The following is a 16609-nucleotide window of genomic DNA, read 5'->3' on the forward strand; positions in this document are numbered from 1 at the left end:
AGAGCTGCATGCGGGAAGGCGCGAAGTGGGCGCATGGATTGATCGGGTTGTTGTGGCTGGCAAGCTTGCCGGCAGGGGCGGCGACGTCGGTGCTGATCTGGCCGATCGACCCGGTGCTGGAGGCCGACCAGAAGGCCGGTGCCCTGTGGCTGGAAAACCGTGGCACTGCGCCGGCCAACTTGCAGGTGCGCGTGTTCGCGTGGCGCCAGGGTGATTACCAGGAGCAGTTTCAGGCGCAGCGCGAAATCATTGGCAGCCCACCGGTGGCCAACATTGCGCCGGGGCAAAAGCAGCTGATCCGCCTGACCCGCACCGGCCCCTCGCCAGCCGGCCAAGAGCAGGCCTACCGCATCATCATCGACGAAATCCCGCCCGCCCTCCCTGTCGAAAAGGCCGAGCCCGGCGCAACAGCGGCCATCCGCCTGCAGATGCGTTACTCGGTGCCTTTGTTCGTCTACGGCGAGGGGCTGTGGGGCAAGGCCGACCCCGAGGGCAAGCGTAATGTCGAGGGGGTGGGCAAGCCGCAGCTCAGCTGGCGCCCGGTGACCGTGCAGGGCAAACCCTACGTTGAACTGCGCAACACAGGCCCGGTGCACGCGCGCCTGACCGATGTGGTGGTGCAGCAAGGCAGCCAGAGCAAACCGCTGGCCGAGGGCTTGCTGGGCTATGTGCTGCCGGGTGCCAGCATGCGTTGGCCGGCACCCGTGGCGCCCGGCAGCACCAGCGTGCTCAAGGGCCGGATCAACGGCCAAGGCTCGGCGGACGCCATCCGCCAAGGCCAATGAGCCAGCAACTGAATGCAGTGCAGGGGCCAGGGAGGACCCGGCAATGGTTGGAAACCGTGTGTGAAGTGGCTGACGGCGATGACGCGCCGCTGGTGCCTGGGGCTGGCCATGGTCAGCCCTGGGCTGGCGCTGGCCGACGACCTGCCCCCGCCACCCACGGAGATGTCCGCCATCGCCGATGCCACGCTGTACCTCGACCTGCTGGTGAACCAGATGCCCAGGGCTGAACTGGTGCCGGTGCAGCAGCGGGCGGGGCAGTTGTACCTGGACAGCGAGGTATTGCGCGCGGCGGGCATCTCGCTGCCGGGCAACCCTCAGGGCGAAGTGGCCCTGGAGCGCATCGTGGGGTTGCATACCGACTACGACAGCCAGAATCAACGCCTGCTGCTGCAGGTGCCGCCAGCCTGGCTGCCAGACCAGCAGCTGGGCGACCGCAACCTGTACCCGGCCAGCGATGCCCGCAGCAGTTTCGGCGCCTTGTTCAACTATGACCTGTACCTGAATGACACCGACGACGGCGGCACCTACCTGGCCGCCTGGAACGAGCTGCGCCTGTTCGACAGCTGGGGCACCTTTTCCAGCACCGGGCAGTGGCGTCAGTCGTTCAATGGCGTACAGGCGGACGCCACGCGGCAAGGCTTCATGCGTTACGACACCACCTGGCGCTTCACCGATGAGCAGCGCCTGCTGACGTATGAGGCGGGTGATTTCGTGACCGATGCCTTGCCCTGGAGCAGTTCGGTACGCGTGGGCGGCTTGCAGTTGTCACGTGACTTTGGTGCGCGCCCCGACCTGGTCACTTACCCGTTGCCGGCGTTCGCAGGGGAGGCGGCGGTCCCAACGTCGCTGGACCTGTTCATCAACGGCTACAAGTCCAGCACTACCGAGCTACAGCCAGGCCCCTATACCTTGACCAACGTGCCCTTCATCAATGGCGCGGGGGAGGCGGTGGTCGTCACTACCGATGCGCTGGGCCGGCAGGTGTCGACCACCTTGCCGTTCTACGTGACCAGTAGCCTGCTGCAGAAAGGCCTGTCGGATTATTCGGTGGCTGCGGGCAGTTTGCGACGTGATTACGCCGTACGCGATTTTGCCTACGGCCCAGGCGTTGCTTCGGCCAGCCTGCGTTACGGCGTCAGTGACAGCTTCACCCTGGAAACCCACGCCGAAACCGCTGAGTCGCTGGCATTGGCAGGCCTGGGCGGCAACATGCGGCTGGGCAACTTCGGTGTGCTTAACGCCGCGTTGGCGCAAAGCCGGTTTGACGGTGACAAGGGTCACCAGGTCGCTTTGGGGTATCAGTACAACAGCCAGCGCATCGGCTTCAGCTACCAGCGCCTGCAACGCCATGGTGACTATGCCGACCTGACCCGGGTCGATGCCCCGGACACGCAACTGAGCAAAAGCAGCGAGCAGGTCACCCTCAGCCTCAACCTGAACGAGTACGGCAGCGTCGGCGCCGGTTACTTCGATGTGCGCGCCGGTGATGGCACGCGTACCCGGCTGATCAACCTCAGTTACAGCAGGCCGCTGTGGGGCAACAGCAGCGTGTACCTGTCGGCCAACCGCGAGGTGGGCGACAGCCAGTGGGCGGTGCAGGCGCAGTTGGTAATCCCGTTCGACCTGCATGGCACCCTGGCGCTGGGCATGGAGCGCAGCAAGGAAGGCGAGCGCCTGCAACGGGTCAACTACAGCCGTGCGGTGCCGGTCGGTGGCGGTGTTGGCTACAACCTGGGATATGCCGCTGGCAGTGACCGCGATGCCTATCGCCAGGCCGACGTCACCTGGCGCCTGCAGTCGGTGCAGTTGCAGGCCGGTGTGTATGGCAGCAGCGGCGAAATGACCCGTTGGGCCGATGCCAGTGGCTCGCTGGTGTGGATGGACGCCGGGCTGTTTGCCGCCAACCGCATTGATGACGCCTTTGTGGTGGTCAGCACGGCGGGGTATGCCGATGTACCGGTACGCTACGAAAACCAGGAAGTCGGCCGCACCGATGCCAAGGGGCACCTGCTGGTGCCGTACAGCAGCGGTTACTACCGGGGCAAATACGAGATCGACCCCATGAACCTGCCGCCGGATGTCCTCGCATCGGATGTGGAACAGCGCGTGGCGGTACGCCGGGGCAGCGGCTACTTGCTGGAGTTCCCGCTCAAGCGCGTGATGGCGGCCAGTGTCGAACTGGTGGACGCAAACCAGCAGGTACTCAAATTGGGCAGCCGCGTTACCCACGAGCAAAGTGGCGGCCAGGCGGTGGTGGGCTGGGACGGCCTGGTCTATCTGGAGAACCTGTCGCCGCACAACCGCTTGCAGGTCGAAATTGAAGGCGGTGGGCATTGCCAGGTGGAATTCGACCTGCCTGAAGCGCAAGGCTCGGTTCCCTTGATCGGCCCGTTGGTGTGCCGATGAACGCCTGGTTGCGTGGTGTGTGGGCGAGCGTGCTGTTGATGCAGGCTGGCTCGGCCTGGGCCCTGTGCTCGTCGGTGGCGACGTCACCGGCAGCGTTTGGCAGCCTCAATTCGACGCAGGTTCGTTCCACGGTACAAACCTCTTCGTCGACGAACTCGGGGTTGCGGTGTTCAGGCTCATTGCTCAGCCTGCTGAGCACCGGTGACCACTTCTACGCCACGATCACCCCGGCTTCGGGAGGGCTGGTAGGCCCGACCGGCGACGTCATCGCCTACACGCTGTATGCCGATAACAGCACCAACTACCCGATCACACGGAATGTGGCCTACGACTTTGCCCGCAACGGTATCCTCGATGTGTTGGGGCTACTCGGCAGTATCACGCCCAAGACCGTACCGATCTACCTGCGCACCCAAATCGGCAGCAACGTCGCGGCAGGGTTGTATCAAGAGAACCTGACCGTGGCCTGGAGCTGGGACTACTGCTCGGGGATTGGTGTGCTAGGGGGCTGCCTCGGGCGGGACATCGGTTCAGGCGTACAGACCTTGAACGTGAGCCTGACGGTGACCAACGACTGCCAGATCACCACCCCTGACATCAGCTTCAGCAGTGCCCCGGTGGTGGCAGGTTTCGGTACGGTAAGCCAGAGCGTGAGCGTGTCGTGCACCAAGGGCAGTAACTACACCGTGGGGCTGGATGACGGGCAGAACGTGTCCGGTGGGCGGCGGCGAATGAAGTCATCGGCCAACAACTACCTGGCCTACGACATTTTCAAGAGTGCCAGCACGGTGCGCTGGGGCGCTTCGGGGGCGGCACGACGTGCCAGTACCGATGCAGACGTAAACCCCGGGGCGGGTACCGGTATTGGCAACCAGCTGTTCAACTATAACGCCAAGGTCTACACGGACCAGGCTACGCCGCCAGCGGCGACCTATTCCGACAGTGTGATACTGGATGTGCAGTTCTGAGCCCAGACCTCTGTCGGGCTTACCGGCCTCATCGCCGGCAAGCCAGCTCCCACAGCACTGCACATGGCTCATGTATAGCGCGGTCGAGGTGGGAGCCGGCTTGCCGGCGATGAGGCCATGATGGTCAACGCAAATCGTCAACCATTTTCGCCAATGTCTCCAGCACCGCCCCGGCCAGTGCCTTCGACCGCGCCCCCGACCATCCGGTAACCGCATCGGGCGCGTCGTCATGGTCCTTGAACGGCATCTCCAGGGTCAGTGACAGGCAGTCATGCGCCATGCCCACCGCGTTGCAGGCCAGCGTGGTATTGGCCTGGCCCGGCTCGTCACGGGTGTAGCCATGCACGGTCTGGAAGTCCCGGGTCAGGCTGCACAAGGTGCTGCGGAACTGCTCCTCCAGCGTTGCCAGGCGTGGCGTGTAGCCCGGGTTGCCCTCGCAGGCGGCGGTGAATACGTGGGGGATCTCTTCATCGCCGTGTACATCGACAAAGGCGTCCACCCCGTACTGCTTCATTTGCGCCTGGGCAAAGAACACCTCCGGGGTCAGCTCGATGCTGGCGTCCTGCCAGGCGCGGTTGAGGTCCTTGCCCTTGAAGTTGGTACGCAGGTGGCCGAGGAAGGCGCCGTCCGGGTTCATGTTGGGGATCAGGTACAGGTCGGCCTTGGCCAGCAACTGCTGGATCACTGCATCGTTGGCCTGCAGGCGATCGATTACCCCTTCCATGAACCATTCGGCCATGTGCTCGCCCGGGTGCTGCTGGGCAATCAGCCACAGCTTGCGCTTGCCGGTGGCGCCATCGCCGGCGCGCAGCAGCGGAATGTCGCGGCCCTGTACGCTTCGGCCGCTGGCCAGCAACTCGACCCCTGGCAACTGGCGAGCACGTTCGATCAGCTGGTTGTGACGGGCGCGCGGGTAGGGCTCGAAGTAGGCAAACCAGATCTGCTCCTGCTCTGCTTTCACTTCGAACGACAGCGCCGTGCCGTCGAACTGACTGGGTACGCGGAACCAGGTGTTCTGGTCGTAGCTGGCCACTGCGTTGTAGCCGCGCCAGGCATTTTTGTACGAGGAGCCCGATGCGTTGTCGAGGCTGAAGCGATGGACCTGGCCCGGGGTCAGCCCACTGACCTTGAAGTGGAACCACTGGTAGTGGCCGCTGTGGGTGTCGGGGCGGATGGCCAGGTGCACCTGGGCCGGGTTGCTGGCGTCCAGCACCTGAATGTTGCCGGAATCGAAAGCGCAGTCGATCTGCACGGGGGACAGCGTCACGGTCATGGGCCGGGCTCCTTATCGGGCGTTGTTGTAGGGGTACTGTACACGGCTTGGCCCGGTCGACGCCAAAATCGCACCGGCCGCGCCACCGCATTGTGTTGATGCCTTGGCGGCCTGCAGGTTATTTGAAGAACTGGCTCGGTGTGGTGCCGAACTGGCGCTTGAACATGCTGGCGAAGGCACTGGGGCTGTCATACCCCAGCGCCCCCGCCACATCGATGATCCGCTCGCCCTGTGCGATCCGCTCCAGTGCCTGCATCAGCCGCGCCTGCTGGCGCCACTGGCCAAAGGTCATGCCGGTTTCCTTGCGGAACAGGCGCTGGATGGTCTTTTCATCTATGCCCAGTTGCAAGCCCCAGTCAGCCACGGTGGCGTTGTCATCAGGCCTTTCGTGCAAGGCCGAGCAGATGGCCTTCAAACGCCTGTCGCTGGGTTGCGACAGCTTCAGCGGCAAGGTTGGCAGTACGCAGATTTCGTCGAGGATCAAGCGCATCACCCGGGCTTCACGCGAGTCCTCGGCAAAGGGGGCGGTAAAGCCCACCGAGGCTTTGATCAGTTCGCTGAGCAGCGGCGAGATGCTGATGGCCTTGCTCTGCAGGGGCAGGCCCGCCGCCGCGTCGGTGCGCACGAACACACTGCGCATCTTCACGTCGCCAACACAGCGGATGGCGTGCACCTGGCCGCAGGGCATCCACACACCGCGGCTGGGCGGCACGGTCCAGCATTCGTTACCGGACTCGACGATCATCAAGCCTTTGATGGCGTAGATCAGTTGATGCTTGGCATGCCGGTGAGGTTCGATGAACCAGTCCGTAGGGTAGTCGGTCGCACGGCTCCCGACTTCCCAGGTCCATTCATCAACCTCCACCAGCAATTCGCGCTGCGGCTTTACCATCGTGACCTCGTGTAGATGCAGCCAGGCAGCGCCACTTTAGCAGCAACGGCTCGGCCGGGCCTGCGAGCGGGTGGCCGGCAGCAGCGCGGTGGCCAGCCCGAGCAACGGCAGGAACGCGATGGCCTGGTACACCCACTCGATGCCATGCCGGTCGGCCAGTTCGCCCAGGCCGGCGGCGCCGATGCCGCTGATGCCGAACATCAGCCCGAACATCACCCCGGAGACCATGCCGACCCGTCCTGGCACCGCCTCTTGGGCATACACCACCAGCGCCGCGAAGGCCGAGGACATCACCAGGCCAATGGCCACGGCCAGTACGGCTGTCCAGGCCAGGTTGGCATGGGGCAGGGCCAGGGCGAAGGGGGCGACGCCAAGGAACGAGACCCAGATCACCGCCTTGCGCCCGATGCGGTCACCCACCGGGCCGCCGGCAAAGGTCCCCAGCGCCACGGCTGCGAGGAACACGAACAGGTACAGCTGGCTGTGTTGCACGCTCAGGCCGAAATGCTCGATCAGGTAGAAGGTGAAGTAGTTGGTGAACGAGGCGATGTAAACGAACTTGGCGAACATCAGCACGGCCACCACGGCCACTGCGCGCCACATGGCACCCCGCGACAACCCGGGTGCCTGCTGACCGGCGAAGGTCTTGAGCCGGGCCTGGCCGTGGCGCACGCTCCAGCCTGTTACCCGCAACAGCACCATGACAGCCAGTGCAGCTGCCAGCATGAACCAGGCAATGGCCGGCTGACCGTGCGGAATGACGATGGCGGCGGTGAGCAGCGGGCCGAGGGCCGAGCCGGTATTGCCGCCAACCTGGAAGGTGGATTGCGCGGTGCCGAAGCGCCCGCCGGAGGCCATCCTGGCCACCCGCGAGGCTTCGGGGTGGAAGGTGGCCGAACCCACGCCAACCACTGCGGCGGCCAGCAACAGCATTTCATAGCTGCCGGCAAAGGCGAGCAGGGCGATGCCCACCAGCGTCACCAGCATGCCGGCGGGCAGCAGGAAGGGTTGTGGATGTTTGTCGGTGAACAGGCCGACCCAGGGCTGCAGCAGGGAGGCGGTCACCTGGTAGACCAGGGCGATCCAGCCGATCTGGGCAAAGCTGAGCGCAAAATCGCTTTTCAGCATGGGGTAGATCGATGGCAGCACCGCCTGGATCAGGTCGTTGAGCAGGTGGGCGAATGCAGCAGCACCGACGATGCGGACCACAAAGCCCTGAGGCTGGTCGGCAGGCGTGGTGGAGGCTACGGAGGCAGCGGAGGTTGTCATGGGCAAGGTTCTTCTGTGGCAAGGGAGCAAGGCATTGCCGCAGCAGGTTAGCCAGTGCCCGGGTTGCCTGTCTCACGCCGAACAGGCAGCCACTGCCGTGTTTCGGGCATCCGTGCCCGCAAAGCCCTTTTAGCGTTCGTGCCTGGCCATCCAGCGCAGCAATGCCGCAATCGGTATGCTGCGGTGAGCCTCGTGTCGGTAGGGCTTGCCTTCGGCGCTGTAGCGCTCCCGATACCGGCTAAGGACCAGGCTACGGCCATCAGCCGATAGCCGCGCCTCCAGTTCATGCAGCAACAGGGGTTGCCGGGCGGCACCTTCCAGGCGCCTGAACAGCAGCATGGCTGCCTGGGCATCATTCATGGCCGGTTGCCTCCGGGCAATGGGCTTGCCACGTTCCAGGTTTGCCTGCCTTGCCTTCTGCCACCAGGTCGCTGCGCTGTTGGGCGGTGTAGTCGCGCATTGCCAGGTAGTAGTCGGGCCAGGTGTGCAGCAGATCGGTCAACGGCAGGGCGGCGGCGCGCCCATCCACGATGTGCCCGGCAGTGGCCACGGTCGTGAGGGTGGCAACCGTATCGCTGTTATCGCCGAACGGGTCCACGGCCATGCTCAACACCTTGCCGGTAGCGTCGCGCAGGTTGTGCGTACCCAGCAGTGGCAGTTCGACGATGGGGCCATTGGCGATGCCCCAGACCCCGAAGGTTTGGCCAAAGTCTGAACGGTGCTGGCTCAGCCCCATCTTCCCGGACACATCGACCAGGCCCGCCACACCCAGGGTGGTGTTGAAGATGAAGCGTGAAAGGCTGGTCATGGCCCGTTCGCCGTTGCCCTGCAGCAGGTCGTTGACGAACACCTTGGGCTCGCCGAAGTTGTTGGCAAAGTTGTGCACGCCCTGCCGGGCAAAACCAGGTAGCGCGGTGTAGCCGCGGGCGACGGGGGTCAGCAGGTAGTCATCGACCGTGCGGTTGAAGGCAAACACTGCGCGGTTGGCCGGCTCTGCGGGGTCGCTGACCTGATAGGCCACAGGGCCGCAGGCCGAGGTGGCGGGTGCGCGCTGGCTGCAGCCTGCGGCCACGAGCAACGACAATGCCAGTGCGGCGGAACGCGCCGAACGGGAGGGGGATGATGAGCGGGACATAGGCACATTCCTGGCAAGAACTGGCGGCGATGCTGCCCGGCTTTTCTTGCCTGGTAATGTCTGGATTGTCTCGGCCCGGACACTTTGTTACCGGGTTGAAATATATGACGACCGCAGGGTGATGGCCTTAAAGTACCGCTTGGTTACCTTGTTCGTGGTGCTTTTTCGTGAGCCATTTGCTGATCGTCGACGATGATGTCGAGGTGCTCGACCTGTTACAGAAGTTTCTTCGCCAGCATGGCTACGAGGTAGACGTCGCCTGCGATGGCAAAGCGCTCTGGCAGGCGATCGAGCGGCGCGTGCCAGACCTGGTCATCCTCGATGTGATGCTGCCCGGTGACAGTGGCCTGGTGCTGTGCCAGCGCCTGTTGGCCGAACACAAGGTGGCAGTGATCATGCTGACTGCCATGGGCGAGCTGAGCGACCGTGTGGTGGGCCTGGAGCTGGGGGCCGACGACTACCTGACCAAGCCGTTCGCTGCCCGTGAACTGCTGGCGCGGGTCAGGGCCGTGTTGCGCAGGGCCGGTGAGGGGGCTGCTGGCGCTGTTGGCGCCACGAGCCACCCCTCGGTGCTTGAGTTCGCCGGCTGGCAGCTGGACGTGGTGCGGCGCGAGTTGCGCTCGCCGGATAACGTCATGATCCCGTTGTCCAACGGTGAATTCGAGCTGTTGCTGGTGTTTGCCGAGCATCCGCGTCGGGTGCTTAGCCGCCAGCAGTTGCTGGACCTGGCCCGTGGCGAAGCCTACGACGCCTACGACCGCAGCGTTGATGTACAGGTGAGCAGGTTGCGCCGCAAGCTTGAAGCCGACAATGGCAGTGAGCCGTTGATCCGCACCCTGCGTAATGCCGGTTACCTGTTCACGCCCACGGTCGCCAGGCGATGAAGCTGTTTACCCGGCTGTGGCAGGCCCTGCCGCAGCCAAGAGTCACCATTGCCCGCTGGATTGCGCTGACCACTTTGACGGCGATGCTGTTCCTGTTGCTGCTCAAGGGGCTGTTCAGCCTGCTGCTGAGTGTGTGGGCGCAGCCACCGCTGCTGGAAAGCGGGGTGATCGAGAAAGTGGCAGCGGTGACCCGCATCCTCGATGCGGCGCCCGTGTCGCAACGCGGCAACCTCGCTGATGCGGCGGGTGACGGCACCTATTCCGTACGCTGGTTGCAACGCCATGACGAAGCCGGTGTACCCAGGCTGGTCGATGCCGAGTTCCGCCAGGGCACGCCTATCCTGCGCGCCTTGCTCAAGCGCCCGGATGCCAGGGTCGAGGCATTCGAGCCTTCCGACATGCCGGAATACGCCCCTGAACGCGGTTATGCCCTGATGATCGAGCTGAGCGACAAGTCCTGGGTGCTGTTTCGCGCCACCAGCCGTAGCTGGGGCCTGGATGAACTGCCGCGTAACCTGATCATCCTCGCCTTGATGCTGGCTTCCAGCCTTGCTGTCGCGTTGTTGGCCACACGCTACCTGGCCAAGCCCCTGGAGCGCTTTGCCGAAGGTGCGCGGCGCTTTGGCAAGGACTTCAACGCGCCCCCGATCCCGGTGGTCGGCCCGCACGACCTGCGCCAGGCCATCCTGGCCTTCAATGCCACCCAGGCCCAGCTCAAGCATTACCTGAACGACCGCACGCAGATGCTCGCGGCCATCTCCCACGACCTTCGCGCACCGCTGACGCGCATGCGCTTGCGCGCCGAGTTCATCGACGATGCCCAGCTGCAGGCCAAGTTGTTTCAGGACGTTGACGAGATGCAGGCGATGGTCGATGCCGCGCTGGCGTTTTTCCGTGATGACGCGCGGCTTGAACCTACCACCGTGTTCGACCTGGGCGAGCTGCTGCTGACCGTGGTGGACGACTTCAAGGATGCGGGCGTGGAGGTTGGCCTCAGCGGGCCGCGCCGCTGTGTTTACACCGGGCGGCCCGTGGGCATCAAGCGGGTGCTGGTCAACCTGATCGACAATGCCGCGAAGTACGGTTGCGAACCCACCGTGGTGTTGGCGGTAACCGCCAGGCAGATAGAGATCACCGTGCAGGATCGCGGGCCGGGCATCGCGCCAGACCTGCAGGAGCAGGTATTCGTGCCGTTTTACCGTATTGAAGGCTCACGTAACCGCGACACGGGCGGTGTGGGGCTGGGCCTGCCCGCCGCACGGGCCATCGTGCTGGAACAAGGTGGCAGCCTGACATTGAGCAACCGCCTCGAAGGCGGTTTGCAAGCCAAGGTCACGCTGCCACTGGGTTGATCAGAGGCCCAGCTCGCTGAGCCCGGGGTGATCATCCGGGCGCCGGCCCAGCGGCCAGTGGAACTTGCGCTCGGCTTCGCTGATGGGGTGTTCGTTGATGCTCGAATGACGGTTCTGCATCAGTCCGTCGTCGGCAAACTCCCAGTTCTCGTTGCCGTAGGCGCGGAACCACTGGCCGCTGTCGTCGTGGTATTCGTAGGCGTAGCGCACGGCAATGCGGTTGCCGGTGAAGGCCCACAGTTCCTTGATCAGGCGGTATTCCAGTTCGTGGTGCCATTTGCGGGTCAGAAACGCTTCGACCTCGGCACGGCCACGGGGGAACTCGACGCGGTTACGCCACACCGTGTCCGGGGTGTAGGCGAGTGCAACCTTGGCCGGGTCACGGCCGTTCCAGCCATCTTCGGCCAGCCGGACTTTTTCGATGGCACTTTCGCGGGTGAAGGGGGGAAGGGGTGGGCGGGACATCGGTGTACTCCTCGGGTCGTTTGGCTTGTAGCAGGTTAGCTGCCGCTGCCTGGACAGAGAATGGATGTGCCGGGCACTTCATAATTGCGGTGCGTGAAATAGTACTGAGGTGTCGTGCCCAGGTGTGGCCCTTGTGTAACCCCTGCACAAGGGCGTACCCCTGTCAGTCCCAGGCCGGCGCCAGGCCGTCTGGGCTGACTTCGCGGCCATTGCGTTCGAGCGTGGCGATGCGTGCCATGTCGTCTGCGTCCAGCTTCAGGTCTCGGGCAAGCAGGTTGCTGGCCAGGTTTTCACGCTTGGTCGACGACGGGATGACCGCATAGCCCGATTGCAAGGCCCAGGCCAGGGCAACCTGGGCGACGGTAGCCTTGTGCTTCGCGGCAATCTCGGCCAGTACCGGGTCTTTCAACACCTTGCCGTAGGCCAGGGTCATGTACGAGGTGACGGTGATGCCCTGTTCCTTCAGGAACGCGGTCAGCTTGCCGTTTTGCAGGTAAGGGCTGAGTTCGATCTGGTTGGTAGCGATTTCGCCTTTGCCGACGACCTCGATGGCCTGGCGGGTCAGCTCGATGTTGAAATTGGACACACCGATCTGGCGTGTCAGGCCCAGCTTCTTCGCTTCGGCCAGCGCGGTCATGTATTCGCGCAGCTCCACCCCGTTGCCCGGCGCTGGCCAGTGGATCAGCAGCAGGTCGACATAGTCGGTACGCAGTTTGCTCAGGCTGTCGCGCAGGCTGGGGATGAGCTTGTCGGCGGCGTAGTTGTCCACCCAGATCTTGGTGGTGATGAACAGCTCGCTGCGTGGCACGCCGCTTTCGGCAATCGCCTGGCCAACGTCAGCTTCGTTCTTGTAGATTTGCGCGGTGTCGATCACCCGGTAGCCCAGCGCCAGGGCCGACTTGACCGAATCGATGACGGCCTGGCCGGTGAGGCGGAAGGTGCCGAGGCCGAAAGAGGGAATGCTCATGAATCTGCTCCTGGTGAGTGGGGAATAGCATTGAGCCTGGTCGCTCAACGTCGATCTCATTGGGTATAGGTGCAGTGTGCGGGTTTCGGTGCGCCGGATTAAGGCAGGGCAGGGCCAAGGTCATTTGATTCACAGTCAAGAATCGGTGGCCAAGTTGTGACTGCGTCAGGGGCCAGGAAACGAAACGGCCCGCCATGGAGGCGGGCCGTCAGGCATTGCAGGTGACGATCAGCGGCGGCGGAACAGCGGCAGCGGCTCGTCGGTGGCGGCCTGGTAGGTCACCGAAAAGTCCTTCAGGCTTTGCAGTGCGTCTTCCGGGTCCTTGTCGGCACGGATGGCGAATGCATCGAAACCGCAGCGGGCCATGAAGAACAGCTGGTCGCGCAGCACGTCGCCAATGGCGCGCAGCTCGCCCTTGAACTTGTAGCGGTCACGCAGCAAGCGCGCATTGGAGTAGTTGCGCCCGTCGGTGAAGGCCGGGAAGTTCAGCGCGATGACCTGGAAGTGCTGCACGTCTTCGCCGATTTCTTCGGCTTCTTCGTCGCTGTCCAGCCAGATGCCCAGGCCGCCGTCGCGGGCCTTGAGCACATGGGCGTGGTCACGCCACAGTTGCAGCGGGACGATGTAGTCGTCGCAGTTGGTCAGCTCGTCAAAGGACGTTTCCTTGGGCAGCAGGTGCCAGGTTTCGTCGACGATCTGGTTGTTCTTAATGATTCGCTGCATAGACGCGTTCCTTGAAGGGGTCGATGCCGATACGCTGGTAGGTGTCGATGAAACGCTCTTCCTCGGTACGTTGTTCGACGTACACGGCGATCAGCTTCTCGATCACATCGGCCATGGCCTCCTGGGCGAAGGACGGGCCGAGGATCTTGCCCAGGCTTGCGCCACGCGCGGCGTTGCCGCCCAGCGACACCTGGTAGAACTCCTCACCCTTCTTGTCCACGCCGAGGATGCCGATGTGGCCCACGTGGTGGTGGCCGCAGGCGTTCATGCAGCCAGAGATGTTCAGGTCGATTTCACCGATGTCGAACAGGTAGTCCAGGTCGTCGAAACGGCGCTGGATGGATTCGGCGATCGGGATCGACTTGGCGTTGGCCAGCGAGCAGTAGTCACCGCCCGGGCAGCAGATGATGTCGGTCAGCAGGCCGATGTTCGGCGTGGCAAAGCCGCCTTCGCGCAGCTCCAGCCACAGCGCGTGCAGCTGGCGCTGCTCGACGTCGGCGAGGATGATGTTCTGCTCGTGCGAGGTGCGCAGGAAGCCGAAGCTGTAGCGCTCGGCCAGGTCGGCCACGGCGTCCAGCTGTTTGTCGGTCAGGTCGCCCGGGGCAGCGCCGGTCGGCTTGAGCGACAGGGTCACGGCCACGTAACCCGGGCGTTTGTGGGCGCGGGTGTTGCGCGAACGCCAGCGGGCGAAGCCTGGGTATTCGGCGTCCTGGGCGGCGTAGTCGACGTTGTCGAGGGCCAGGTAGTCCGGGTCGACGAAGTGGCGCGACACGCGCTGGACTTCATCTTCGGTCAGGGTGGTGCTGCCGCCACGCAGGTGGACCATTTCGGCCTCGACCTTCTCGGCGAACACTTCCGGGGTCAGGGCCTTGACCAGGATCTTGATCCGCGCCTTGTACTTGTTGTCACGGCGACCGTAACGGTTGTACACGCGCAGGATGGCGTCCAGGTAGCTGATCAGGTCTTGCCACGGCAGGAACTCGTTGATGAACGAGCCCACCACCGGGGTACGGCCCAGGCCACCACCGACCAGCACACGGAAGCCCAGCTCGCCGGCAGCGTTGCGCACCGGCTCCAGGCCGATGTCGTGCACTTCGATGGCGGCGCGGTCTTCTTGCGAGCCGTTGATGGCGATCTTGAACTTGCGCGGCAGGTAAGCGAATTCCGGGTGGAAGGTGGTCCACTGACGGACGATCTCGCACCACGGGCGCGGGTCGATGATTTCGTCTGCGGCCACACCGGCGAACTGGTCGGTGGTGGTGTTGCGCAGGCAGTTGCCGCTGGTCTGGATCGCGTGCATCTGCACGGTGGCCAGCTCGGCGAGGATGTCCGGGATGTCTTCCAGCGCCGGCCAGTTGTACTGCACGTTCTGGCGGGTGGAAATGTGGGCATAGCCCTTGTCGTAGTCGCGAGCGATCTTGGCCAGGGTGCGGACCTGGGTGGCGTTCAGCTGGCCGTACGGCACGGCGACACGCAGCATCGGCGCGAAACGTTGGATGTAAAGGCCGTTCTGCAGGCGCAGAGGGCGGAATTCTTCTTCGCTCAGCTCACCGGCCAGGTAGCGGCGGGTCTGATCACGGAACTGCTTGACGCGGTCCTCGATGATCCGCTGATCGTACTCGTCGTATACGTACATATAAGTCCTGTCTCAGGCATGCAGCTATTCGCGCGCACGGCCGCGCACTCCGGTACGGAGCCGGGGAACGATATCAGGTTGCGGTTATGCGCTAAAGTGATGTTTTAGCATATGAAAAGAACCAAATGGACTATGTGAGACTGACTGCCATTTGTGCCTTGGGTGAGGCAGGGCGTTTATAATCCGGCGTTTGCTTCGCAGAGATGTGACCCTATGCTCAAGGCCCTGTGCCAAAGCTTGTGTCTAGCCCTGCCGCTGGCGGCAAGCGCGCAGCCATCGGTGGTTTTCCTCAACCCAGGGCTGTCCACCGAGACGTTCTGGACCAGCTACACCCGCTTCATGCAGGCCGCCGCAGATGAGCTGGGCATGTCCCTCAGGGTGGAATACAGCGAGCGCCGCGCCGACCTGGCGCTGACCCAGGCCCGGGCGATCCTGAGTGGGGCGCAGCGGCCGGATTACCTGGTGCTGGTCAACGAGCAGTACGTCGCGCCCGAAGTGCTGCGCCTGTCGCGTGGCACGGGGGTGAAACTGCTGTTGGTCAACAACGGCCTGACGGCCAGCCAGGTTCGCAGCATTCAGGCCCAGCCCGACAAGTATGCCGAGCCGCTGGGCACCTTGATGAGCAACGACGAGCAGGCGGGCTTCCAGATGTTGCACCAGATGGTCGCGCAACTGCCGCACGACGTCGGGGCGGTGGACCTCGTGGCTTTTGCCGGGGTCAAGACCACCCCGGCCTCGCAGCTGCGCGAGGAGGGCATGCGCCGCGCGCTGGCCGACTTCCCTCAGGTGCGCCTGCGCCAGGTGGTGTATGGCGGCTGGAGCCGCCAGCGCGCCTACGAGCAGGCGCAGCAGTTGCTGGAGCGCTACCCGGCCACGCGTCTGGTGTGGTCGGCCAATGACGAAATGGCCTTTGGCGCCATGCAGGCGTTCGAAGCCGCCGGGCGCAAGCCGGGGCGCGATGTGCTGTTCAGCGCGGTCAACAGTTCGCCCGAGGCCTTGCGCGCGCGTATCGATGGCCGCCTGAGTGTGTTGATGGGCGGGCACTTTACCCTGGGGGGCTGGGCCATGGTGATGCTGCACGACGACGCACACGGGCTGGCGCTGAACCGCGATGGCCTGCGCGAGCACAGTGCGCCGGTGCTGCAGTTGATCGACCAGGCCAAGGCCAGGCGTTGGCTGAAGCTGCTGGAACGGGACGACTACGGTGTCGATTTCCAGCGTTACAGTGCCGAAGGGCGGCCGTCAGGCTACCAGTATCCGTTTCTGACGGCACCGGTCGAATATTGAAAGACCCTGCTTGAGGAAAGGGCATTGCTCGTCTTAACTGCTGGTGGTGAAGTGCATTCCCATAACCACTACAAGAGGCAATGCAATGGGAAACTCAACCAAGGTCCGCAAAGCTGACAGCAGCGTCGATGCCTGGGCGATCCTCTGCCTGATCGTGTTGGTGGTGGTCACTGCCGTGTATTGGGTCAGCCACCAGTAGACCTGTTCTCAAGACCGTGAAGCCGTCAGAGCGCCTGCGGGAGGGAATCCCGCAGGCGTTTTCATTTCTAGCGGGCGGTAAGGTGCAGGGCCAGTTGCACCAGGCCGATCAGGACGGCAATGAACACCAGGGTGAACAGCGTCCCCAGTGCGATGAAATGGCTGGCTTTGCCGTGGGTAAAGTCGCGGGCGCGGTTCTTGCCGCTTTGCACGCCGAAGGCGGCGGCGAGGATGCTGTGCAGCATCTGCCAGAAGGTAGGCGGTTTGCCCTGGCTGGAATCGTCCATGGTGGCTCCTGAAGAATCAGAGGCAATCAAGGACAGTGTAGGCAATGAAAAAGCGGTTGCCTGGACTGGCTTCTTCGCGGGT

The 16609-nt window shown here is 63.9% G+C and carries 16 protein-coding genes; 6 read left to right on the top strand and 10 right to left on the bottom strand.

Features of this window, described 5'->3' with window-relative positions:
• Positions 1-8: 8 nt before the first annotated feature.
• From A0O30_RS21715 to A0O30_RS21725, 3 genes are all read left to right on the top strand, one after another.
• Positions 9-785: a molecular chaperone gene (locus tag A0O30_RS21715; protein ID WP_105947954.1), complete on the top strand. Its 777-nt coding sequence runs from the start codon at positions 9-11 to the stop codon at positions 783-785.
• A 108-nt stretch (positions 786-893) separates the two neighbouring features.
• Positions 894-3191 carry a fimbria/pilus outer membrane usher protein gene (locus A0O30_RS21720; protein ID WP_105948029.1) on the top strand — a complete coding sequence of 766 codons (2298 nt, stop codon included), beginning with the start codon at positions 894-896 and terminating at the stop codon, positions 3189-3191.
• Complete coding sequence (locus A0O30_RS21725) at positions 3188-4159, top strand: spore coat U domain-containing protein (RefSeq protein WP_105947955.1); 972 nt, start codon at positions 3188-3190, stop codon at positions 4157-4159. The genes A0O30_RS21720 and A0O30_RS21725 overlap by 4 nt, the downstream gene beginning before the upstream one ends.
• A 124-nt stretch (positions 4160-4283) precedes the next feature.
• Here A0O30_RS21725 and A0O30_RS21730 read toward each other — a convergent pair whose 3' ends face one another.
• The 5 genes from A0O30_RS21730 to A0O30_RS21750 all read right to left on the bottom strand — a co-directional run bounded on the left by A0O30_RS21730 (position 4284) and on the right by A0O30_RS21750 (position 8728).
• The gene (locus A0O30_RS21730) at positions 4284-5432 is read right to left on the bottom strand and encodes a M14-type cytosolic carboxypeptidase (protein WP_105947956.1); all 1149 of its coding nucleotides are present in this window, start codon (positions 5430-5432) and stop codon (positions 4284-4286) included.
• A gap of 118 nt (positions 5433-5550) precedes the next feature.
• The gene (locus A0O30_RS21735; protein WP_105947957.1) at positions 5551-6324 is read right to left on the bottom strand and encodes a helix-turn-helix domain-containing protein; all 774 of its coding nucleotides are present in this window, start codon (positions 6322-6324) and stop codon (positions 5551-5553) included.
• A gap of 36 nt (positions 6325-6360) precedes the next feature.
• A complete protein-coding gene (locus tag A0O30_RS21740; RefSeq protein ID WP_105947958.1) occupies positions 6361-7593 on the bottom strand; it encodes an MFS transporter in 1233 nt (410 codons plus the stop codon).
• Positions 7594-7722: 129 nt separating this feature from the next.
• Positions 7723-7953, bottom strand: a complete 231-nt coding sequence (locus tag A0O30_RS21745; protein ID WP_105947959.1) for a hypothetical protein — start codon at positions 7951-7953, stop codon at positions 7723-7725.
• Positions 7946-8728 carry a VacJ family lipoprotein gene (locus A0O30_RS21750; protein WP_105947960.1) on the bottom strand — a complete coding sequence of 261 codons (783 nt, stop codon included), beginning with the start codon at positions 8726-8728 and terminating at the stop codon, positions 7946-7948. Before A0O30_RS21750 ends, A0O30_RS21745 begins: the two co-directional genes overlap by 8 nt.
• A 167-nt stretch (positions 8729-8895) precedes the next feature.
• Here A0O30_RS21750 and A0O30_RS21755 point away from each other — a divergent pair, with 167 nt between their 5' ends.
• Positions 8896-9612 carry a response regulator gene (locus A0O30_RS21755; RefSeq protein ID WP_105947961.1) on the top strand — a complete coding sequence of 239 codons (717 nt, stop codon included), beginning with the start codon at positions 8896-8898 and terminating at the stop codon, positions 9610-9612.
• Entirely contained in the window at positions 9609-10964 is a 1356-nt protein-coding gene (locus A0O30_RS21760; protein ID WP_105947962.1) for an ATP-binding protein, read from the top strand. Before A0O30_RS21755 ends, A0O30_RS21760 begins: the two co-directional genes overlap by 4 nt.
• On the opposite strand, the gene A0O30_RS21765 is transcribed toward A0O30_RS21760, so the two are convergent.
• The 4 genes from A0O30_RS21765 to A0O30_RS21780 all read right to left on the bottom strand — a co-directional run bounded on the left by A0O30_RS21765 (position 10965) and on the right by A0O30_RS21780 (position 14755).
• Entirely contained in the window at positions 10965-11429 is a 465-nt protein-coding gene (locus A0O30_RS21765; RefSeq protein WP_019099690.1) for a nuclear transport factor 2 family protein, read from the bottom strand.
• 163 nt (positions 11430-11592) lie between these two features.
• A complete protein-coding gene (gene dkgB / locus A0O30_RS21770; protein WP_105947963.1) occupies positions 11593-12396 on the bottom strand; it encodes a 2,5-didehydrogluconate reductase DkgB in 804 nt (267 codons plus the stop codon).
• 228 nt (positions 12397-12624) lie between these two features.
• Complete coding sequence (locus tag A0O30_RS21775) at positions 12625-13119, bottom strand: DUF934 domain-containing protein (RefSeq protein WP_105947964.1); 495 nt, start codon at positions 13117-13119, stop codon at positions 12625-12627.
• Complete coding sequence (locus tag A0O30_RS21780) at positions 13103-14755, bottom strand: nitrite/sulfite reductase (protein WP_105947965.1); 1653 nt, start codon at positions 14753-14755, stop codon at positions 13103-13105. The genes A0O30_RS21775 and A0O30_RS21780 overlap by 17 nt, the downstream gene beginning before the upstream one ends.
• Before the next feature lie 213 nt (positions 14756-14968).
• Here A0O30_RS21780 and A0O30_RS21785 point away from each other — a divergent pair, with 213 nt between their 5' ends.
• Positions 14969-16042, top strand: a complete 1074-nt coding sequence (locus A0O30_RS21785) for an ABC transporter substrate-binding protein (protein ID WP_105947966.1) — start codon at positions 14969-14971, stop codon at positions 16040-16042.
• A gap of 266 nt (positions 16043-16308) precedes the next feature.
• Here A0O30_RS21785 and A0O30_RS21790 read toward each other — a convergent pair whose 3' ends face one another.
• Positions 16309-16527 carry a DUF2970 domain-containing protein gene (locus A0O30_RS21790; protein ID WP_012271636.1) on the bottom strand — a complete coding sequence of 73 codons (219 nt, stop codon included), beginning with the start codon at positions 16525-16527 and terminating at the stop codon, positions 16309-16311.
• Between the last annotated feature and the right edge of the window lie 82 nt (positions 16528-16609).

This window comes from Pseudomonas sp. LLC-1, from assembly GCF_002992185.1.
Lineage (GTDB): Bacteria > Pseudomonadota > Gammaproteobacteria > Pseudomonadales > Pseudomonadaceae > Aquipseudomonas > Aquipseudomonas monteilii.